Below are 19,785 nucleotides of genomic sequence, written 5' to 3' on the forward strand. Positions count from 1 at the left end.
TACGCCCTGTACGAAACGAAGTGGGAGGGTGGCCGCGATGACCGACGCGTCCCGGTCCATGGTGCTCTTCGTCGAGGACGGCCGATTCGAGATCGACCCGACGGAGCCCGGCGCCGACGAGAGTCCCGAGATCGAGCCGCCGCTCGGCGAGGCGGTCAACGGGATCGTCGCGGTCACCCACGACGCGGGTGAGATCCGTACGGGGATCAGAAGGGGCAACGTCCATCTCGACGTCCGCCTCCTCGACGCGGAACCCGCCGACGGGAAAGCTGGTGGGGACGACTGGGACGAGGTGGTGGACACCACCTTCGTGTCCACCACCGGTTACGCCCGTATCAGCTCCTACGAACACGCCCTGGACCTCAACATCGCCCATCAGGGCCCCGGAACCTACCGCCTCCGCCTGCACGCCAAGGGCCGCGACTCCCAGCCGGGCGCGGCCCTGCGCCGCCGGTCCAAGCCGACGGCCGAGCGGTACGAGTTCCACATCTGGCCGGCCGCGGCTGCCCCCGAGGTGGTGCACAAGGCGACGGACACGGTCGGCCACGAACTGCGCGTCCGGCTCGCGGCGATGGCCGAGCGCGGCGCCGAGTGGTCGCTGGACGACTGGGTGGGCCCGCTCACCGTGAAGGTCACCGACGGCACGTTCTCGCTGCGCGACCCCGACGCCGAGACCCCGCCGCAGCCGGGCGGCTTCCTGTCGACCGCGCGCGACTGGGCCCTGATCTCCACCGGCACCGTCTCCGGCACCGTCACGGTCACCCTGCACCCCGCCGACCGCGACCCCCGGCCCGACCCGCTGCCGTGGGACGAGATCGCCGAGGCCACCGTCCGCTCCACCACCGGAAGCCTCGTGCTGTGCACCGCCGACGGCCCCACGAAGGACGACGAGGACGTCGCCTTCCACGGCCCCCGCCAGTACGGCGTCCGTGTCCACGCCCGCCGTACGCCGCACGGCGAGGACTACCTCGTCCAGACCTGGATGCACGGAAAGAGGTAGGCGACGACCATGCCCCGACTTGTGGGCCCCTGGCCGGTCCGCGTGGACGAGGGCCAGTTCTATCTGGCGCCCGAGGGCGACTTCACCGACATCCCGGCGAAGCGCGCCGAATATGCCCTCGACCGCGCCTACGACGGCGACGGCCTCCTCGGCACCGCCGAGGACGTCGCCTGCGTCCTGACCGGCATCAACTCCGGTTCCGTCCTGCTCTCGGCACTCCTCGTCGACAAGGACCCCGGGCACGACCCCGGCACCTGGGACGACATCGCCACCACCGAACTCGTCTCACCACGCGGCGACTTCCGCGACAGCGCCCTCATGGGCGAGCGCGGCGACATCAACCTCGCGCATGCCGGCCCCGGCACGTACGGGCTCCGCCTGCACGCCAGGGGGCGCGATGCCGACCCCGACGGCGTCCAGGACGAGGACGAGCCCATCACCGAGCGGTATCTGCTCCAGGTGTGGCCGTCCAGGTGACGCAGGAGGTCTCGATCTGCCCAACAGCGACGCGGTATAGCCGAGGATGTCCCCCGATTGCTTCTGTGTGAGGCCCGTTGCCTCGCGGCAGCGCAGGAGATGGCGGAGCTGACGGACGCCGTGGAACTGGGCGTGACCGAGCTTCTGACCGACGTCGTACGGCACGTCCCGACCGGCGCTGCACGCTGCTGTTGCTGAGGGCGGCGGCCGGGGTGCGCGTGGAGGTCGGCGACGAGTCGGGTCAACTGTCCCTCGTACGGCACGGCTTGACGCCGGTCGGTCGGTGGGCGCGGCCTCGTGCTGCTCGACGGGGTGGCGGTCAAGTGGGGGGTGGGGCCCCCGGCCCGCCGGTGGCGAGACCGTGTGGTTCGAGTGCCGGGGTGACGGCAGTGGCTGACGGTGGTGCGGGGGACGGGCAGAGTCGGGGACGGTGTGGGAACTCCTCAGGGCCCGGGGCATGGGGCAGTCAGGGGGTTGCGGTGGAGGCGTTCGAGGCGCTGGAAGCGGGGGATCCGGAGCAGGTCGGGCGGTACCGGATCGGGGCGCGGCTGGGTGCGGGCGGAATGGGCCGGGTGTACCTGGGGCGCTCGCCTGACGGGATCGGCGACTTGTCCGCCGTGGACGCCGGTACCGGCAAGAAGCGGTGGAAATACCGCACGGGCAGCTCCGTGTACTCGACGTCGGCCGTCGCCGACGGAGTGGTCTACGTCAGCAGCCTGAACGGCGTCCTGCACGCGGTGACGTAGCAACCGACCGACGTGAGCATCGGGAGGAACGGAGCGAGCAGGCTAGGGCTCAGGTGGCTCGCCGCTCCGGGCCGGCTGATGGCGAAGGCGGCGGTCCCGGGGTATGGGACCGCCGCCCTCAGCTGTGCCGTGGCGGGTGTCAGCGCGAGCCGTTGCCGATCTGAGAGTGGTAGGTGCGGGCGCCCTTGCCGGTGACGACCTGGAGCTTCTTGATGGGCTTGGTGCCGGCGCTCCTGTACTTGGGGGTGGCGGTCCAGTTGGTCACACCGTCGAGCGCGTTGGCCTTGAGCTCGGTGCGCGGCTTGGAGGACTTGAGGGCGAAGGCGGCGTTGAAGTTGGTGCCGTAGTTCTTGATCTTCCGGCCCTCGCCAGTGATCCGGTTGCCTTTGGTCTCGTAGGTCAACACGGTCCGCATCCTGGTGACCGAGACGTTGAAGATGCGCTGTTCCGACCAGGTGTTCAGGGTGATGGTCTTACGGTCGTTGACGCTGGGAGCCCCGGCGGACGTCCGGATGGTGAAGGTGACGTCCTTCTTGTAGGTGACGGTCTTCCCATAGGCGAGGCTGGGGATTCTGCCGTCGTGCGCGACGGCGAACGCCTTGAGCACCTTCGGGTCCTGCAGGTAGCCGACGAACTTCTTCTGCTGGGCCGCGGACAGCTTGTTGAACCCGTGGAGTGTGTCCGCGGCCTCCTCGCCCGGCGCCTTCTTCAGCCACTTCTTGTAGGTGTCCACCGTCAGCTTCGCGGGCGCGGTGGGCTTGGCGGACTCGGCGGCGGTCTGGCCGTCGGCGAAGGCCTGGCCGGTGCCGCCCAGCAGGGCTATGGCGGCGGCTGTGGCTATGGCGGATGCGGTGATGCCGTTGCGCACGGTGGTTCTCTCCTCGTCGCGCGATGCGTGGTGGATACGCGGTTCTTTCTCGCTGTCGCGACGAAGCTACGGGCGCGCCGAGTCCGGGCGGAATTGTCTCTTCGGGCACTGCCCCGGCGGGTAGTGCCCCAGGAGACGGCCGCCGGCGCCGCACCGCTCGGCGGCGGGTACGGCGAAGGCGGCGGCCCGGGGATCGGGGGCCGCCGCCTTCAGCTGGGAAAGCCGTGCCGGCTGCTGATCAAGCACGAGCGCCGATCAGTGCCAGTTCTGATCAGTACCAGTGTCGATGAGTGTCGGTACTGATCAGTACCAGTTGTTGGCCTGCCAGAAGTTCCACGCGCCACAGGGGCTGCCGTAGCGGTCCTTCATGTAGTCCACGCCCCACTTGATCTGGGTGGCGGCGTTGGTCTTCCAGTCGGAGCCGGCCGAGGCCATCTTGGAGCCGGGGAGCGCCTGGACCAGGCCGTAGGCGCCGGAGGACGCGTTCGTCGCGTTGACGTCCCAGTCGCTCTCGTGGTCGACGATCTTGGAGAAGCAGGTGTACTGCGCCGAGTCCCCGATCATCTTCTTCGCGACAGCCTGTGCCTGAGAAGCCTCCGACGCGGCCTGGGCGGGCGCGGCGGCGAGTACGGCACCGGTGGCGGCGACGGCCAGGGTGGCACCGGCGAGGGCCTTCTTCGGGGAGGCGATGCGACGGAGAGCGGAGAGGGTCACGGGGATCCTTTTCTTCGGGGACGTGGTCGTCGCGGGCATGCCTTCACCACCTGAGGTGCGGTGGGGGCGTACGTCGGCGCCGAGGCCCGGGCGGGCTCGTCGGCGCCGTTGCGACTCATCCAGAGAAACAGCCGGAACGGCCGTCCGCAATGACCCCTTTTGCTAGTGGTAGTCGTATCCGTGCATCGGGCCCCCTCTGTGACGTGGCTCTCAAAGCCCAGGTCAGCACCCCTAAGGCCGTGGGCATGTCAAGCACTTCGATCTACGAACCCGGTTCGTATGTGACGTGGGCCCTGTGGGGTGGTTCACGGCTCGCGCGACGGACGGTGCGTTGTGGGGTACCGGAGAGTCACCGGGCGGGCGGGGTGAAGGTGACCGCGCTCTCGAAGGCGGCCCTGCGGGTGGCCCGGCGCAGCGCCTTGAGGACCGGGGCGCCGAGGGCGAGGGTCAGGACGGCCGTGACGACCGCGCGACCCAGGTCCCAGCCGAGGGACGTGGCCAGGCAGTACGCGACGAAACGCGCGAGATTGGCGGCCGGGGCCGCGTCCGCGTCGTAGGCGACGGCCGAGGCGAGGGCGTCGATGAAGGGCCAGCCGTAGAGGTTCATGACCGTGCCGTACGCGAAGGCGGCGACGAAGCCGTAGCCGGCGAGCAGGGCGAGCTCGGCGCGCCCGCGCAGCCGGTGGGCGCCCGGCAGCAGCCCGGCCCCCATCGCGAACCAGCCCATCGCCAGCATCTGGAACGGCATCCACGGGCCCACACCCCCCGTGAGCAGCGCCGACGAGAACATCGTCACCGCGCCGAGCGTGAAGCCGAAACCCGGGCCGAGGACCCGCCCGCTGAGCACCATGAGGAAGAACATCGGCTCGATTCCGGCGGTCCCGGCCCCGATCGGGCGCAGCGCCGCGCCGACGGCGGCGAGCACCCCGAGCATCGCCACCGCCTTCGCCCCGAGCCCCGCCTCGGAGAGCGTCGCGCCGACGACCCCCACCAGCAGCACGAGCAACCCGGCGAACAGCCAGGGCGCGTCCTGCGCGTGCGCGGTCACCCGCGAACCGGGATCCGCGACGAAGGGCCAGCCGAACGCCGCGGCCCCGACGGCACTGACGAGGACGAGCGCGGCGACGGTACGGGGGGAGAGGGGGACCGGGCGGGGGCGGCGGAGGGGCGGCGGGGTGCTGCCGCTCGGGGGAGCCGCTCCGGGGCCGCCGCTCATGGGCGCTCCTCCTGGGCTGCCGCTCATGCATGCTCCTCGGGGGCCGCTGCCGGGGCCGTCGCTCGCAGGGCGCGTCGTACCTGGGTCGTGGTCAGCCAGGGCTGCGGGGCGAGGATCTTCGTGACCTGCGGCGCGAAGGACGGGGAGCCGACGACCACCTCGGCGGTCGGCCCGTCGGCCACGACCTCCCCGTCGGCGAGGATCAGCACACGGTGGGCCAGCTCGGCGGCCAGTTCCACGTCGTGCGTGGCCAGGACGATGGCGTGCCCGTCGGCCGCGAGGGCGCGCAGGTGCGTGACCAGGCGTGCCTTGGCCGCGTAGTCGAGGCCCCGGGTCGGTTCGTCGAGCAGGAGCAGCGGCGGGCGGGCCGTGAGGACCACCGCGAGCGCGAGGGCCAGCCGCTGCCCCTCCGACAGGTCGCGCGGGTGTGTGTCGTCCGCGATGCCGGGCAGCAGTTCGGCGGCGAGGGCCCGGCAGGTGCCCGGCCCGGCTCCGGCGTCCCGGTCCGCCGCCGCGCACTCCGCCGCGACCGTGTCCGTGTAGAGCAGGTCGCGGGGCTCCTGCGGTACGAGGCCCACGCGGCGTACGAGGTCCGGGGGCGCCGTCCGGTGCGGGACCAGCCCGCCCACCCGCACCGATCCGGCCGCCGGTGCCACCAGCCCGACCAGTGCGGACAGCAGCGTGGACTTGCCGGCGCCGTTGCGGCCCATGAGGGCGATCGTCTCGCCCGGGGTGACGGTGAGGGTGACGCGGGTGAGGGCGTGGACGCGGCCGTGGTGGACGGAGAGGGTGGTCACCGTCGCCGGGGCGGCCGGGGTGGTCGGGCCGGCCGGGGGCGAGGGGGCGCGCAGGGGGGAGCGTTTGGCCAGGAGGCGTCGTAGGAGGGGGGAGCGCGGGGCCGGGGAGAGCTCGGGGGCTTCTGTCGTGTGCGGGGTGCGGGCGGGTCGTGGTTGATCGCGCAGTTCCCCGCGCCCCTTGAGGGCGAGGGTTTCTCGGAGTGGTTCCGCGCGGCGGCGGGCGTCCCGGACCGTCAGGGGCAGCGGGGACCAGCCCGCCAGACGGCCCAGGTCCACCACCGGCGGGTACACGGGCGAGACGGCCATCACCTCGGCCGGGGTGCCCAGGACCGGCGGCGCGCCCGGGGCCGGGAGGAGGACGACCCGGTCGGCGTACTGGACGACCCGCTCCAGGCGGTGCTCGGCCAGGAACACGGTCGTGCCCAGGTCGTGCACGAGCCGCTGGAGCACGGCCAGGACCTCCTCGGCGGCGGCCGGGTCCAGGGCGGAGGTCGGCTCGTCGAGGACCAGCACCCGGGGGTGCGGGGTGAGCACGGACCCGATCGCGACGCGCTGCCGCTGGCCGCCGGAGAGCGTGGCGATGGGCCGGTCGCGGAGGCCGGCCAGCCCCAGCAGGTCGAGCGTCTCCTCCACCCGGCGCCGCATGACGTCCGGAGCGAGCCCCAACGACTCCATTCCGTACGCGAGTTCGTCCTCGACCCGGTCCGTCACGAAGTGCGCCAGCGGATCCTGGCCCACCGTGCCGACCACGTCGGCGAGTTCACGCGGCTTGTGGGTACGCGTGTCCCGCCCGGCCACCGTCACCCGGCCGCTCAGGGTGCCCCCGGTGAAGTGCGGCACGAGCCCGTTCACCGCCCCGAGCACGGTCGACTTCCCGACCCCCGACGGCCCGACCAGCAGCACGAGTTCGCCCTCCGGGACCTCGAAGTCCACGCCCCGGACGGTCGGTTCGGCCGCCCCGTCGTACGTCACGGACACATCCTCGAAGCGGATCACGAGGTCTCCTCCTCGGACGGGGCGGCCGTCGGCGCGGGTACGGCGAACGCCGGGAGCAGGCCCAGCAGGATCGCGGCGGCGGGCAGCAGGGGCAGGTCGGGCGAGGTGAGGGGGACGACGACGGGGTGCAGGGCGGCGGGGTCGTACCCGGCGGAGACGATCAGCAGCGCGGCGACGGCCACCCCGGACCCGGCCACCAGCCACGCCCGCGCCCCCCAGGTGTCGGGCCGGTACCGGGTGCGCGGTGAGCGACGGCCGCCCAGCCGCAGCCCGGCCAGCGCGGCGGCGACCCCCGCGAGCAGCACGGGGAGGCCGTAGCCGCCGCCCTCGGCGGTCAGCACGCCGTACGTTCCCGCGCAGACGCCGAGCAGCCCCCCGAGGGTGAGCGCGGCGGTCGTACGGCGGACGGGTGCCGGGACCTCGGCGGTACGGCCGTAGCCCCGCGCGTCCATCGCGGCGGCGAGCGCGACCGACCGCTCCAACGCGCCCTCCAGCACCGGGAGTCCGACGTGCAGCAGCCCCCGCAGGCCCCGGTCCGGCCGGCCCCGCAGCCGCCGCGCCGCCCGCAGCCGCTGTACGTCCGCCACCAGGTGCGGCGCGAACGTCATCGCCACCACCACGGCCACGCCGGCCTCGTACAGGGCGCCGGGGAGGGACTTGAGGAGGCGGGCCGGGTCGGCCAGGGCGTTCGCGGCGCCGACGCAGATCAACAGGGTGGCCAGCCGCAGCCCGTCGTACAGCGCGAACAGGAACCCCTCCGCCGTGACCCGGCCGCCCAGCCGGATCCCCTGCGCCCAGGCGGGAAGCGGCACTTCGGGCAGCGTGATCAGGGTGTGCGTGCCGGGGACGGGCGACCCCAGCACGACCGCGAACACCAGCCGGACGCCCAGCACCACCAGCCCGAGCTTCACGAACGCGGTGTACGAGCGGGCCCAGGGGGCGTCGGTGCGGTGCGTGGCTACGACGTAGCCGGCCACCGCGACGAGCAGGGCGAGGAGCAGGGGGTTGGTCGTGCGCGAGGCGGCGGTCCCGAGCCCCAGCGCCCAGGCCCACCACGCGAGAGGGTGCACCGGGCCCTGGCGCGACCCCGCGCCGAGCCGGTGCGGCGCCGCCGTGTCGGGGGACCCGCCTCCGACCGACCCTGGCCCCGACCCCGGGCGTCCTGTGAACCACCGCATCGCGCCGCCCTACCCCCGGCTCCGCCGCGCCCGCCACAGCGCGGCGGCCCCCAGCACGGCGACCAGACCCGCACCCACGAACAGCCCGACGGACGGGCCCGCCCCCTCCTCGGAGGCGCCGCCGGCCGACGAACTCGGGCTCCCTGTAAGGCCGTTGGAGGCCGACCCGGCGTCGGAGGCGACCGCCTCGCCGCACCCTCGGCCCGGATAGCCGCCGATCGCGCAGAGCAGCGCGTTCGTGTCGTACCGGAGCGGCTTCGCGACGGACGCCAACGCCTCGGCCGTGGTCGCGTCGTCCGCCACCCGCGCACAGGCCGTGCGCGCCGCCGGAGGCGTCTCGCCCTCCGGCGCGTCCGCCGCCGTACCGAAGTCGATGACCAGCGCGACCCGCTTCTGCCCGTCCCGCGCGGCCGTGTCCCCGCAGATCGCGGCGAAGTCGGCGGCACCGCGCGGCTGGACGGCGTCCGACGAGTCCCGGCTCACGGCGAACCGGAAGCCCTGCACGGTCCCGTCCGTCGGCCGCGCGGTCGACGGCCCCTGCGTGGCGTACGCCCAGGCGGAACCGTCCCGCTCCCAGAAGGACCAGTAGCGGTAGGCGGCGGCATGGGCCTGCGCCGAACTCCCCAGCACGAGCAACAGACCGCTCAGGAAGGCGGCCGGCACCGCACGCCACAGCCGGGGCGCACCACCCCACGACCGGGGCGCACCACCCCTCCGCAGGGGCACCTCGCCCCGTGGCGCGACCGCTCCATCCCCTGGCCGACGCCCGGTCACGCCTCCGGCCGCTTCCGGCCGCCCCGCACCAGCGCTGACCCGACCAGGGCCGTGACCACGATCAGCCCGAGCCCGATCACCCACCACGCACCCGCCGCGAGACCGTCGCCGGACCCGTCGGCCTCGTCCCCGGCGGCCGTGTCGTCGGCCGGCACCGAGGAGTAGTCGTCCACGTCCCCGGCCGGGCCGGTCTCCCGCAACTGCGCCACGAGGTCCGCGCCACCGAAGTCACGCGGGTCGGCACCGGAGGCGTGCGCCGCGAAGACGAGCTGGGCGTACGCGGCGGGCCCCGCCTTGGCCGCCCACACCCCGTAGTTCTTCTCCAGCCAGGCGAGCGGCTTCTCGGTCGCGTCCACGTCCCCGGCGGCGGCGAGCGCGACGACCGCGTCGGCGGTGTTGCCGTGGTCGGGCTGGTCCTTCGCGCCGGCGAGGGAGGACTTCAGATAGCCGTCGGCGGTGAGGGCGCCGGCCAGATGGACGGCCCCGTTGTGCGCGAGGGCCGCCGGCGAGTCGCCCGAGGCGCAGGTGTCGAACGAGGCCGCGTCCTTCCCCTCGCCGCCGCGCCCCGCCTCGACCGCGAATCCCGCGCCCAGGCTGCCGAGCACCGCGGCGGCCGTGGCGTCGGCGTTCGCGGCGAGACCGCCCTTCTTGTCGGGCTGGTAGGCGAAGGCCCCGCCGTCCTTCGAAGCACCGTCGTCGCCGCAGGGGAGGGCGAGGGAACGGAGGGCGTCGTAGGGGGAGTTGCCGTCCTTCTGCTGCTTCCCGGGGGTGTCGCCCACGGCGGTCAGCGCGCCGATCACGACGGACGTCGAGTTCGCGTCGCTGGGCCCGCCCGCGGTGTAGCCCCAGCCGCCGTCCCCGTTCTGGTTGTCCTTCAGCCACCGCACCGCCCGGCCCGCCTCGGCGTCCCGCCCGCCGACCGCGGCGAGCGCCTGGATCGCGGCGGCCGTGCTGTTGGTGTCGACGGCCGTCGCGGCGTCGCACTTCGCGGTCGCGTCGGCGCGGTACGCCGGGAACGCCCCGCTCGCGCACTGCTGCCCGACGAGCCATTCCACGGCCCCGGCACCGGGCTTCTCACCCACGGTGCGCAGGGCGAGCAGGGTGAGCGACTGCCGCCAGACACCGTCGTACGTGGGGTCGGTGGAGCCGTACAGACCGGTGGGTATCGCCTGGGAGGGCGAGGCGGAGGGAGCGGTGGACGCCTCGGAGGCCGTGTCGTCGGCGAGGGCGGCCGGCGCGAGACCGAGTCCGGTGCCGAGTCCGGCTGTGGCGGTGGCGGCCAGTACGGCGACGACCGCGGCGCTGCGGCGGACATTCATGATCGGCGGCTGCCTCTCCCTGACGGGGAGCCGGGCGGCACGGCGAAGCGCCGGGCGGCTCGGCTCCGTATTCCTCGACGGTGCCGTGCACCGGCGGGCCGCCGGTGACGCGAGCCGGTCACGCTTGCGTCCAGGGCAGTCCGGCTCGCCGCCTCTGCCGAGGCCGGCTCACGGTTGCGGGTCAGCGCCGGATTTGCACCGGCTTCCCCCTGTACGGGTGTGATGACGACGCGGTCACTCTACCTGCCGGTAGCCGGGATTCTGAGGGTCGCCCGGGGGCCGCGATAGGTTCGGGCCATGCGTACGGGGAGACTGCTGGGCGCGGGCCGCACGGCCGACGTGTACGAACTCCACGCCGACGAGGGCGAGTCCGGGCCGCACGGTCCCGGTGGCCTCGGCGCGGAGACCGGGACCGCGGCCCCGGGCGGCGCCGCGGACCGTGACGGAGCCGACAGGCCCACCGGACGCGGGGGTGGCGACGGGCGTACCGAACGCGGGGGTGGCGCCTGGGTGCTGCGGCGCTACCGGGACGGGTGGGGGGACGCGGCCGCCGAGGCCGAGGTCATGGAGTACGTACGGGGCCATGGCTACCCCGTTCCGCGCGTGCGCTCGGCGACCCGCACGGAGATGGTGCTGGAACACCTGTCCGGCCCGACCCTGCTGGAGGCCTGCACCGCCGGCCGGATCGCCCCACCGCAGGCCGGCGCCACCCTGGCCCACCTCCTGCACGCCCTCCACACCGTCCCGCCCCGACACCGCCCCGGGGCCCGGGTGCTTCATCTGGACCTGCACCCGGAGAACGTCGTCCTCACCCCGCACGGCCCGCAGGTCATCGACTGGAACAACACCGAGGAGGGGCCGCCCGGCCTGGACTGGGGTGTCTCCGCGACGATCCTCGCCCAGGTGGCCGTCGACCCGGCCGACCCCCGAGCCCCCCTGGCCCACGCCATCCTCACCTCGCTCCTCCACCGCCGCCCCGCCGACACCCTGACGCCCCACGACCTGACCGAAGCGACCCGCCGCCGGGCATCCACCCCGACCATGTCGTCCCGCGAGATCGAACTCCTGGGTCGGGCGGAACGGTTGATCCGCCGGGTCGTGTCGGCGGGGGCGGAGGCCTGAGAAGGCCGCAGGCCTTCAGGGGCGCGGGGAACGGCGCGAGAAGCCGCACCGGACCCGCGGACGGAGGTCGAAGTGGCGTGGCGCCGGCGGAGGGCACCTCCCTCGCTCTCCCAGGTCGGTGCCCCGCGCCGTACGGCCGGCCCCCTCAAACCGCCACGTACCGCACCGGATCGCTCCCCGGTACCGGCTCCGCCCTGCCCAGCTTCACCAGGCGGCGTACATGGGCCTCCGCCTCGGAGACCGCGATGTTGCGGGAGGTGAAGGGGATGTCGGACCAGGGGCGGTTCCACTCCATGCGTGCGGCGAGCTGCCAGGTGGTGAGGGGGGTGGCGAGAAGGACCAGCAGGTCGGCGAGGCGGGACTCGTGGTGGGCCAGCAACTCCCGTACGCGCGCGGCGGTATCGGTGAACGCGTACTGATGCGCCGGAAGGACCTCCGCGGCGCCGAGGCGGCCCACGCGTTCGAGGGAGTCGAGGTAGTCGCCGAGGGGGTCGGTGACCGTGTCGTCGTCCGGGTCCTCGTAGAGCCCGATGTGCGGGCTGATCTCGGGCAGGAGGTGGTCGCCGGAGAACAGCCGTCCGTGACCCGGGAGTCGGGCGGGGTGCGCCTCCTCCAGGTGGAGGCAGACATGCCCCGGCGTGTGGCCCGGTGTCCAGATCGCGCGGACCCGGCGGCCGGGGAGGTCGAGGAGTTCGCCGGGCACGATCTCGCGGTCGGGGAGCGCGGGGGAGAAACCGGGCAGCGCGCGCGGACCGCGCGGCGCCCGCAGCGGCGCGAGGTGTTCCTCGGGCGCCCCCGCCGCCGTGAGCTTGTCCGTCATGTAGGAGTACCAGCGCTCCGGGCCGGTCCCCCGCGTTCGCCGCACGATCGCCGTGTCCGCCGCGTGCATCGCGATCCACGCCCCGGACGCCTCGCGCACCGCCCCCGACAGCCCGTGGTGGTCGGGGTGGTGGTGCGTGATCACGACCCCGTGGATCTCCGCGACCGACGTACCGCACGCGAGAAGGCCCGCGGCGAGCGTGTCCCAGGACGCCGGGTCGTCCCAGCCGGTGTCGACGAGGACCGGCCCGCGGTCGGTGTCCACGACGTACACCAGGGTGTGGCCGAGCGGGTTGTCCGGGATGGGGACCTCGATGGACCGTACGCCTCCGCCGTGATCGGTCACCTGTGTCATGAAGTCACTATAACTAGAACGAGTTCCACCAGAAGTGGGTGCGGGAACCCGCGACCGCCCCACCGGCCGACGCATGACATGGACTCCTTCCCCTGGAACTGGTATCAGTTCCCTATTCGAAACTGACGGCATGTCAGAGAAGTGGCTCCGGGAGGCAACGGCCATGACCGAACTCGTGGAACACGGACAGCTGTTCATCGGCGGGGAGTTGACCGACCCCCTGGGCACGGACGTCATCGAGGTGGTCTCGCCGCACACGGAGGAGGTCATCGGCCGCGTCCCGCACGCCTCGCGCGCGGACGTCGACCGGGCCGTGGCCGCCGCGCGCCGAGCCTTCGACCACGGCCCCTGGCCCCGGACGACCCTCGACGAGCGGATCGAGGTCGTGGCCCGGATCAAGGACGCCTTCGCGGTGCGCCACGAGGAGTTCGCCCGGATCATCAGTGCCGAGAACGGCACCCCGTTCACCTCCAGCGTGATGGTGCAGGCCCTCGCGTCGATGATGGTGTGGGACGCGGCGATCACCACCGCCCGCGACTTCACCTACGAGGAGCAGCGGGCCGGCGTGCTCGGCCGGCTCCTCGTCCTGCGCGAGCCGGTCGGGGTGGTCGCGGCGGTCGTCCCCTGGAACGTGCCGCAGTTCACCGCCGCCGCCAAGCTCGCCCCCGCCCTTCTCGCCGGCTGCCCGGTCATTCTGAAAGTGTCGCCCGAAACCCCCCTGGACGCCTATCTGTTGGCGGAGATAGCCGCCGAGGCCGGTCTGCCCGAGGGTGTGCTCTCGATCCTGCCCGCCGACCGTGAGGTCAGCGAGTACCTGGTCGGGCACCCGGGCGTCGACAAGGTCTCCTTCACCGGCTCGGTCGCCGCCGGCAAACGTGTCATGGAGGTCGCCGCCCGCAACCTCACCCGCGTCACCCTGGAGTTGGGCGGCAAGTCGGCGGCCGTGATCCTCCCCGACGCCGACGCGCAGACCGCCGTGAACGGCATCGCCCCCTTCGCCTGGATGATCAACGGCCAGGCGTGCGTGGCCCAGACCCGCATCCTCGTCCCGCGCGCCCGCTACGACGAGTTCGCCGAGGCCTTCGCGGCGTACGCCTCCGCGCTGAAGATCGGCGACCCCCTGGACCCGGCCACCGAACTCGGCCCGCTCGTCGCCGCCCGGCAGCAGCGCCGCAGCCTCGACTACATCCGCATCGGCCAGGAGGAGGGCGCCAAGATCCTCACCGGCGGCGGCCGTCCGGCGGCCCTGGAGCGCGGCTGGTACGTCGAACCGACCCTCTTCGGCGACGTCGACAACTCCATGCGCATCGCCCGGGAGGAGATCTTCGGCCCGGTCATCTGCCTCCTGCCCTACGGCGACGAGGACGAGGCCGTCCGTATCGCCGACGACTCCGAGTACGGGCTCAGCGGCAGCGTCTGGACCGCCGACGACGAACGCGGCATCGACGTCGCCCGCCGGGTCCGTACCGGCACCTACTCGGTCAACACCTTCAGCCTCGACATGTTCGGCCCGTTCGGCGGCTACAAGAACTCCGGCCTCGGGCGCGAGTTCGGCCCCGAGGGCTACGGCGAGTACCTGGAGCACAAGATGATCCACCTGCCCGCCGGATACGAGCCGCCCGCCGGCGCCGCCGAGGGCGAGGGGGTCGGGTGATGGGCGACCGCTGGCACGTGGAGGTCGACCGCGCCCTCTGCATCGGCTCCGCCCAGTGCGTCCACCTCGCCCCGGACGCCTTCCGCCTCGACTCCGCCATGCAGTCCCACCCCGCCGAACCGGAGACCGACGCCCACGAACGCGTCCTGAAGGCGGCGGAGGGCTGCCCGGTGGAGGCGATCTCCATCGCCCTGCTCGGGAGCGGGGAGCCGGTGTTCCCGCCGGAGGAGTAGGGGCCTACGCTCTGCGGTCGGCACACGAACGACAACACACGCGGGGCGGGGAAGAAGTGGGGAAGTCCGAGGCCGAGGGGCTGATCGAGCAGGCGTACGCGGCCTGGGACGCCGAGGAGTGGCAGCGCGCCGCCGACCTCTACGAGCAGGTGCTCGCGCACTTCCCGGACGAGGGGCCGAGCGCGGAGTGGTGGTACGACGCCGCGCTCGGCCACAAGTTCCTGCGCAACTGGGACAAGGCGTACGAGCTGGGCGTCCAGGCGGCCGCCCGGGCGCCGCGCGGCGAGGGCGACCCCGCGTTCTGGAACCTCGGTATCGCGGCCACGATCCGCCGGGACTGGGCCGTCGCGCGCGACGCCTGGGCCGGTTTCGGCCTCGACGTCCCGGCCGGCGAGGGCGCGATCGAAGGCCGTTTCGGCCATGCCTGTGTGCGTCTGGACACCGGGGGCGAACGCGAGGTGGTGTGGATCGAGCGGCTGTGCCCGACGCGCGGCCGCGTGGTCAACGTCCCCGTGACCGGCGGCCGCCGCTACGGCGAGATCGTCCTCCACGACGGTCAGCCCAACGGCGAACGCGTCGTCGACGGCTCGACGTACCCCGTCTTCGACGAGCTGCTGCTCTTCGAGGCGTCCGGCCTGTCCACCCTCCAGGTGACGGTCGCGGTGGGGGAGGGCGCCGACCTGGAGGCCCTGGTCGCCCTCTTCGGCGCCCACGGCTTCGGCGCGGAGACCGCCGACAGCGTCACCGTGCACTGCGCCTGCTGCAGCGAGGGCACGATCCACAAGGAGCACATTCCGACCCGCACGGGTGCCCAGTACGTCCGCCTCGGGGCGCCGGAGGAGGACGCCCGACGGCTGCTGGACCTGTGGGCGGGCGAGAAGGCGATCGGGCGCAGCTGGAGCGGCCTGGAGATCATGGGCTGAGGGCCATGGAGCCGAGGGCACGGGGCCAGGGGTCGAGGATCACCTCCCGAAGGGTAAAAAATCCCTTTTGGGGGTTGTGTTCTCGCATGGGCGTTCTATCGTAGAAATCAGCCTACGAGGCGAGTGAGGGAGTCGACCGGAGTAGCCGACATGGGCGCGAGGTAGCAGATCCGCCGGTGCCGACGTCGACGGTCGGGCTGAGAGGCCGGAAGGCCGCAGGACAGGGCCGGAAGGCGACCCCCAGCACCTGATCCGGGTAATACCGGCGCAGGGAACCCGTCTCGTAGGTCTTTTCGCGCGCCCGCTCCCCTGCTTCCGGTCGTGGCCCGCTCTCCTACGCCTGGTTCCGCCGCTCCGGGGCCGTCAGGTCGATCAGGCGACACGCCGTCTCGATGTCGATCTTCACCTGGGCGATGGAGGCACGGCCGGAGAGCCAGGTGATGAGGGCCGAGTGCCAGGTGTGCTCGATGACGCGGACGGCGGAGAGCTGCTCGGCGGTCGGGTCGGCCAGCCTCATCGCGTCGAGGATGATCGCGGTGGTCTGGTGGGAGACCTGGTCGACCTCGGGACTGACGCTGCGGTCGGCGAAGGTGAGCGCCCGCACCATGGCGTCGGCGAGATGGGGCTCGCGCTGCAGGGCCCGGAACGCGCGCATCAGCGTCTCGGCGACGCGCTCGGCGGCCGTCTCGCCGGTCGGGGGTTTCTTGCGGAGCGTGCCGTGCATGTGCTCCAGCTGGGCCTGCATGGTGGCGACCAGCAGATGGATCTTGGAGGGGAAGTAGCGGTAGAGGGTCCCGAGGGCGACCTGCGAGGACTCCGCGACCTCCCGCATCTGTACGGCGTCGAAACCGCCCCGGCTGGCCAACTGGGCGCTGGCGTGCAGGATGCGGCGCCGGCGGGCCTCCTGGCGCTCCGTGAGGGGCGGCGAGTCCGGTCGCGTGCTGCCGGCATCCACCTTGGCCTCCAGCTTGGTCTCCACCTTGGCTTCCGCAGGCATGGTTCTCGTTCCGTGACGGTCGTGACGGTCGGTGAGGATATGCGATCACAGAGCATGCCAGGGCGGAAGCCGTGGCGTGAATCACCTGATCCATCTCTCACAGCGCTACTACCAGCCGGTAGATTCGGAGCCTCTTGAACGATCAACTCTGAAACTTGTTCTAGATTACCGTCTCGTCGTAATCTCACGGGGAAATCGCAGTGAGAAGGGGGCCAGGAGTGACCGATGAGGCCAGTCGGGCGGGGTCCCGACGTGACCTTGCCGCCGACGGCGGGCGACCGCTCGCCATCGCGCTCCTCACCTATAAAGGGAACCCGTTCTGCGGGGGCCAGGGCGTCTACGTACGGCATCTCTCGCGTGAGCTGGCCCGTCTCGGCCACCGGGTCGAGGTGATCGGTTCCCAGCCCTATCCCGTGCTCGACGAGGACGCCGTCCCCGCCGACGGACCGGGCGGGGTCTCCCTCACCGAGCTGCCCAGCCTCGACCTCTACCGGCAGCCCGACCCCTTCCGCACCCCGAAGCGGGGCGAGTACCGCGACTGGATCGACGCCCTCGAAGTGGCGACGATGTGGACCGGCGGCTTCCCGGAGCCCCTGACGTTCTCCCTGCGCGCCCGCCGCCATCTGCGCGCCCGCCGCGGCGAGTTCGACGTCGTCCACGACAACCAGACCCTCGGGTACGGGCTGCTGGGCGACGTGGGGGCCCCGCTGGTCACCACCATCCACCACCCCATCACCGTCGACCGGCAGTTGGAGCTGGACGCCGCCGAGGGCCGGCAGCGCCGGATGTCCGTACGCCGCTGGTACGCCTTCACGCGCATGCAGAAGCGGGTCGCGCGGCGGCTGCCGTCCGTGCTCACCGTCTCCGGCACCTCCCGCCAGGAGATCGTCGACCACCTCGGCGTACGCGACGACCGGATGCACGTCGTCCACATCGGCGCCGACACCGACCTCTTCTCGCCGAATCCTGCCGTGCCGCAGGTGCCCGGCCGGATCGTCACCACCTCCAGCGCGGACGTGCCGCTCAAGGGCCTCGTCTTCCTCGTCGAGGCGCTCGCCAAGGTGCGCACCGAGCACACCGCCGCCCACCTGGTCGTCGTCGGCAAGCGGCCCACCGAGGGCCCGGTCGCCCAGGCGATCGAGCGGTACGGCCTCGAAGGCGCCGTCGAGTTCGTCAAGGGCATCTCCGACGCCGAACTCGTCGACCTGGTCCGCTCGGCCGAGGTCGCCTGCGTGCCCTCGCTGTACGAGGGGTTCTCGCTGCCCGCCGCCGAGGCCATGGCCACCGGTACGCCGCTGGTCGCCACCACGGGCGGAGCCATACCGGAGGTCGCCGGACCCGACGGCGAGACCTGCCTCGCGGTCCCCCCGGGCGACCCGGGAGCCCTGGCCACCGCGCTCGGCCGCCTGCTCGGCGACCCCGGCCTCCGCCGGCGGCTCGGCCGCGCGGGGCGCGAGCGCGTACTGAGCCGGTTCACCTGGGCCAGGGCGGCCGAGGGCACGGTCGCCCACTACCGCGAGGCGATCGCCCGCAGGGCCGCCGGACGGGCCGGAGCCGCCGACACCGTCGATGCCGTCGAAGAAGCAGTCGAAGCAAACCGCGAAAGCGCCAACCGCGAAAGCAGGGCCACGTGCTGACCGTCGATTTCTCCAGGTTCCCGCTCGCCCCGGGGGACCGGGTCCTGGATCTCGGCTGTGGAGCGGGCCGGCACGCCTTCGAGTGCTATCGGCGCGGCGCCCAGGTCGTGGCCCTCGACCAGAACGCCGAGGAGATCCGCGAGGTCGCCAAGTGGTTCGCGGCGATGAAGGAGGCCGGCGAGGCCCCCGAGGGCGCCACCGCCACCGCGATGGAGGGCGACGCCCTCGCGCTGCCGTTCCCCGACGAGTCCTTCGACGTCGTCATCATCTCCGAGGTGATGGAGCACATCCCCGACGACAAGGGCGTCCTCGCCGAGATGGTCCGGGTGCTCAAGCCCGGCGGGCGGATAGCCGTCACCGTGCCGCGCTACGGCCCCGAGAAGGTGTGCTGGGCGCTCTCCGACGCGTACCACGAGGTCGAGGGCGGCCACATCCGCATCTACAAGGCGGACGAACTCCTCGCCAAGATCCGCGAGGCGGGCCTCAAGCCGTACGGCACCCACCACGCCCACGCCCTGCACTCGCCGTACTGGTGGCTGAAGTGCGCGTTCGGCGTCGACAACGACAAGGCGCTGCCCGTGCGGGCGTACCACAAGCTGCTGGTCTGGGACATCATGAAGAAGCCCCTGGCCACGCGGGTCGCCGAGGAGGCGCTGAACCCGCTGATCGGCAAGAGCTTCGTGGCGTACGCGACCAAGCCGCACCTGCCGGTCGCTGCTGCCGCTGCCACCGCCGCCGCTGCCCCGGCGGACGCCAAGTGACGACCCCCCGGACAGAACACCTGGTCCTGCCCGGGGTCCTCACCGCCGAGGAGGCCGCCGCCACCGTGCGGGGCATCCTCGCGGTGCAGCGCGCGGACGGTGCCATCCCCTGGTTCCGCGGACACCACCTCGACCCGTGGGACCACACCGAGGCGGCCATGGCCCTGGACGCGGCCGGTGAGCACGAGGCCGCCGAGCGCGCCTACGAGTGGCTGCGCCGGCACCAGAACGAGGACGGCTCCTGGTACGCCGCCTACGCCGACGGCGACGCCCACGACATCACCGACCGGGGCCGCGAGACCAACTTCGTCGCCTACATAGCCGTCGGCGTCTGGCACCACTACCTGGCCACCGGCGACGACACCTTCCTCGACCGCATGTGGCCGGCCGTCTACGCGGCGATCGAATGTGTCCTGCGGCTCCAGCAGCCCGGCGGCCAGATCGGCTGGAAGCGCGAGGACGACGGCACACCGGTGAACGACGCCCTGCTGACGGGCAGTTCGTCCATCCACCACGCGCTGCGCTGCGCGCTCGCCATCGCCGAGCAGCGGGAAGAGCCGCAGCCGGACTGGGAGTTGGCGGTCGGCGCGCTGCGGCACGCCATCCGCCGGCACCCCGAGCGGTTCCTCGACAAGGACCGCTACTCGATGGACTGGTACTACCCGGTGCTCGGCGGCGCGCTCACCGGCGCCGAGGCCAAGTCCCGTGTCGAGGAGGGCTGGGACCGTTTCGTCGTCCCCGGCTTCGGGGTCCGCTGCGTCGTCCCCAACCCCTGGGTGACCGGCGGCGAATCGGCCGAACTCGCCCTGGCGCTCTGGGCGATGGGCGAGTCCGACCGCGCGCTGGAGATACTCCAGTCCATCCAGCACCTCCGCGACCCCGACTCCGGCCTGTACTGGACGGGTTATGTCTTCGAGGACCGGGCCGTCTGGCCCGAGGAACTGACCTCCTGGACCGCGGGTTCGCTCCTGCTGGCCGTGGCCGCGCTGGGCGGAGACGAGGCGACGTGCACGGTCTTCGGCGGGGAGCGCCTGCCGCGCGGGCTGGACGCGGAGTGCTGTTGAGCGCCGCTGAGCCGGGGGGTCCGTCGTCGACTGCCGGGCCGGTGGGGCTTCTCGCGCAGTTCCCCGCGCCCCTGAAAGAACAGGCCCTGCGGGCCTGAAAAGCACGGGGGCGCAGCCCCGGCTTTTCAGGGGCGC

At 72.8% G+C, this 19,785-nt stretch carries 19 protein-coding genes; 10 read left to right on the forward strand and 9 right to left on the reverse strand.

Translation table 11 applies throughout. The features are described from left to right. The first annotated feature begins 37 nt into the window (after window positions 1-37). From ACZ52C_RS01470 to ACZ52C_RS01480, 3 genes are all read left to right on the forward strand, one after another. Window positions 38-1,000: a hypothetical protein gene (locus ACZ52C_RS01470; RefSeq protein ID WP_469072859.1), complete on the forward strand. Its 963-nt coding sequence runs from the start codon at window positions 38-40 to the stop codon at window positions 998-1,000. 9 nt (window positions 1,001-1,009) lie between these two features. Next, a complete protein-coding gene (locus ACZ52C_RS01475) occupies window positions 1,010-1,477 on the forward strand; it encodes a hypothetical protein (protein WP_469072860.1) in 468 nt (155 codons plus the stop codon). Window positions 1,478-1,956: 479 nt separating this feature from the next. Further along, window positions 1,957-2,223, forward strand: coding sequence for an outer membrane protein assembly factor BamB family protein (locus ACZ52C_RS01480; protein WP_469073432.1), 267 nt, complete (start codon window positions 1,957-1,959; stop codon window positions 2,221-2,223). A gap of 139 nt (window positions 2,224-2,362) precedes the next feature. Here the strand turns inward: ACZ52C_RS01480 and ACZ52C_RS01485 are convergent, their stop codons facing one another. From ACZ52C_RS01485 to ACZ52C_RS01515, 7 genes are all read right to left on the reverse strand, one after another. Then, on the reverse strand, window positions 2,363-3,091 hold the full coding sequence (locus ACZ52C_RS01485) for a hypothetical protein (RefSeq protein WP_469072861.1): 729 nt from the start codon (window positions 3,089-3,091) through the stop codon (window positions 2,363-2,365). A 303-nt stretch (window positions 3,092-3,394) separates the two neighbouring features. After that, the gene (locus ACZ52C_RS01490; protein ID WP_469072862.1) at window positions 3,395-3,844 is read right to left on the reverse strand and encodes an aggregation-promoting factor C-terminal-like domain-containing protein; all 450 of its coding nucleotides are present in this window, start codon (window positions 3,842-3,844) and stop codon (window positions 3,395-3,397) included. Window positions 3,845-4,154: 310 nt separating this feature from the next. After that, entirely contained in the window at window positions 4,155-5,021 is an 867-nt protein-coding gene (locus ACZ52C_RS01495) for an ECF transporter S component (protein ID WP_469072863.1), read from the reverse strand. A gap of 23 nt (window positions 5,022-5,044) precedes the next feature. Next, window positions 5,045-6,814 (reverse strand): ABC transporter ATP-binding protein, encoded by a 1,770-nt coding sequence (locus ACZ52C_RS01500; RefSeq protein WP_469072864.1) that lies wholly within the window; start codon window positions 6,812-6,814, stop codon window positions 5,045-5,047. Further along, window positions 6,811-7,992, reverse strand: coding sequence for a CbiQ family ECF transporter T component (locus ACZ52C_RS01505; protein WP_469072865.1), 1,182 nt, complete (start codon window positions 7,990-7,992; stop codon window positions 6,811-6,813). The genes ACZ52C_RS01500 and ACZ52C_RS01505 overlap by 4 nt, the downstream gene beginning before the upstream one ends. Window positions 7,993-8,001: 9 nt before the next feature. Beyond that, window positions 8,002-8,655, reverse strand: coding sequence for an SCO2322 family protein (locus ACZ52C_RS01510; RefSeq protein WP_469072866.1), 654 nt, complete (start codon window positions 8,653-8,655; stop codon window positions 8,002-8,004). Window positions 8,656-8,762: 107 nt separating this feature from the next. Then, a complete protein-coding gene (locus ACZ52C_RS01515; RefSeq protein ID WP_469072867.1) occupies window positions 8,763-10,085 on the reverse strand; it encodes a prenyltransferase/squalene oxidase repeat-containing protein in 1,323 nt (440 codons plus the stop codon). Window positions 10,086-10,382: 297 nt separating this feature from the next. On the opposite strand from ACZ52C_RS01515, the gene ACZ52C_RS01520 reads away from it, so the two are divergent. Continuing rightward, the gene (locus ACZ52C_RS01520; protein ID WP_469072868.1) at window positions 10,383-11,207 is read left to right on the forward strand and encodes a phosphotransferase; all 825 of its coding nucleotides are present in this window, start codon (window positions 10,383-10,385) and stop codon (window positions 11,205-11,207) included. A gap of 145 nt (window positions 11,208-11,352) precedes the next feature. Here ACZ52C_RS01520 and ACZ52C_RS01525 read toward each other — a convergent pair whose 3' ends face one another. After that, window positions 11,353-12,381, reverse strand: a complete 1,029-nt coding sequence (locus tag ACZ52C_RS01525; protein ID WP_469072869.1) for an MBL fold metallo-hydrolase — start codon at window positions 12,379-12,381, stop codon at window positions 11,353-11,355. A gap of 163 nt (window positions 12,382-12,544) precedes the next feature. On the opposite strand from ACZ52C_RS01525, the gene ACZ52C_RS01530 reads away from it, so the two are divergent. From ACZ52C_RS01530 to ACZ52C_RS01540, 3 genes are read left to right on the forward strand one after another with little or no spacing between them, the layout of a single operon-like run. Beyond that, a complete protein-coding gene (locus ACZ52C_RS01530; RefSeq protein WP_469073404.1) occupies window positions 12,545-14,035 on the forward strand; it encodes an aldehyde dehydrogenase in 1,491 nt (496 codons plus the stop codon). Further along, window positions 14,035-14,268, forward strand: a complete 234-nt coding sequence (locus tag ACZ52C_RS01535) for a ferredoxin (protein WP_469072870.1) — start codon at window positions 14,035-14,037, stop codon at window positions 14,266-14,268. The genes ACZ52C_RS01530 and ACZ52C_RS01535 overlap by 1 nt, the downstream gene beginning before the upstream one ends. Window positions 14,269-14,324: 56 nt before the next feature. Beyond that, complete coding sequence (locus ACZ52C_RS01540) at window positions 14,325-15,191, forward strand: tetratricopeptide repeat protein (RefSeq protein WP_469072871.1); 867 nt, start codon at window positions 14,325-14,327, stop codon at window positions 15,189-15,191. 334 nt (window positions 15,192-15,525) lie between these two features. Here ACZ52C_RS01540 and ACZ52C_RS01545 read toward each other — a convergent pair whose 3' ends face one another. Continuing rightward, the gene (locus ACZ52C_RS01545) at window positions 15,526-16,188 is read right to left on the reverse strand and encodes a TetR family transcriptional regulator (protein WP_469072872.1); all 663 of its coding nucleotides are present in this window, start codon (window positions 16,186-16,188) and stop codon (window positions 15,526-15,528) included. A 218-nt stretch (window positions 16,189-16,406) separates the two neighbouring features. Between ACZ52C_RS01545 and ACZ52C_RS01550 the strand changes: the two genes are divergently transcribed. Genes ACZ52C_RS01550 through ACZ52C_RS01560 form a run of 3 tightly spaced genes read left to right on the forward strand, consistent with a single transcriptional unit; the run spans window position 16,407 to window position 19,650 of the window. Then, window positions 16,407-17,825, forward strand: coding sequence for a glycosyltransferase family 4 protein (locus ACZ52C_RS01550; protein WP_469072873.1), 1,419 nt, complete (start codon window positions 16,407-16,409; stop codon window positions 17,823-17,825). Beyond that, on the forward strand, window positions 17,819-18,586 hold the full coding sequence (locus ACZ52C_RS01555) for a class I SAM-dependent methyltransferase (RefSeq protein WP_469072874.1): 768 nt from the start codon (window positions 17,819-17,821) through the stop codon (window positions 18,584-18,586). Before ACZ52C_RS01550 ends, ACZ52C_RS01555 begins: the two co-directional genes overlap by 7 nt. Beyond that, window positions 18,583-19,650, forward strand: coding sequence for a prenyltransferase/squalene oxidase repeat-containing protein (locus ACZ52C_RS01560; RefSeq protein ID WP_469072875.1), 1,068 nt, complete (start codon window positions 18,583-18,585; stop codon window positions 19,648-19,650). The genes ACZ52C_RS01555 and ACZ52C_RS01560 overlap by 4 nt, the downstream gene beginning before the upstream one ends. Window positions 19,651-19,785 lie beyond the last annotated feature (135 nt).

The sequence above is a fragment of the Streptomyces sp. NPDC034049 genome (assembly GCF_055575575.1).

Bases quoted from the DNA above. Each gene is read 5' to 3' on its own strand.
- ACZ52C_RS01470 (WP_469072859.1), top strand. From the start codon at position 38: ATGACCGACGCGTCCCGGTCCATGGTGCTCTTCGTCGAGGACGGCCGA.
- ACZ52C_RS01475 (WP_469072860.1), top strand. From the start codon at position 1,010: ATGCCCCGACTTGTGGGCCCCTGGCCGGTCCGCGTGGACGAGGGCCAG.
- ACZ52C_RS01490 (WP_469072862.1), bottom strand. From the start codon at position 3,844: ATGCCCGCGACGACCACGTCCCCGAAGAAAAGGATCCCCGTGACCCTC.
- ACZ52C_RS01495 (WP_469072863.1), bottom strand. From the start codon at position 5,021: ATGAGCGGCGGCCCCGGAGCGGCTCCCCCGAGCGGCAGCACCCCGCCG.
- ACZ52C_RS01505 (WP_469072865.1), bottom strand. From the start codon at position 7,992: ATGCGGTGGTTCACAGGACGCCCGGGGTCGGGGCCAGGGTCGGTCGGA.
- ACZ52C_RS01515 (WP_469072867.1), bottom strand. From the start codon at position 10,085: ATGAATGTCCGCCGCAGCGCCGCGGTCGTCGCCGTACTGGCCGCCACC.
- ACZ52C_RS01520 (WP_469072868.1), top strand. From the start codon at position 10,383: ATGCGTACGGGGAGACTGCTGGGCGCGGGCCGCACGGCCGACGTGTAC.
- ACZ52C_RS01525 (WP_469072869.1), bottom strand. From the start codon at position 12,381: ATGACACAGGTGACCGATCACGGCGGAGGCGTACGGTCCATCGAGGTC.
- ACZ52C_RS01530 (WP_469073404.1), top strand. From the start codon at position 12,545: ATGACCGAACTCGTGGAACACGGACAGCTGTTCATCGGCGGGGAGTTG.
- ACZ52C_RS01535 (WP_469072870.1), top strand. From the start codon at position 14,035: ATGGGCGACCGCTGGCACGTGGAGGTCGACCGCGCCCTCTGCATCGGC.
- ACZ52C_RS01545 (WP_469072872.1), bottom strand. From the start codon at position 16,188: ATGCCTGCGGAAGCCAAGGTGGAGACCAAGCTGGAGGCCAAGGTGGAT.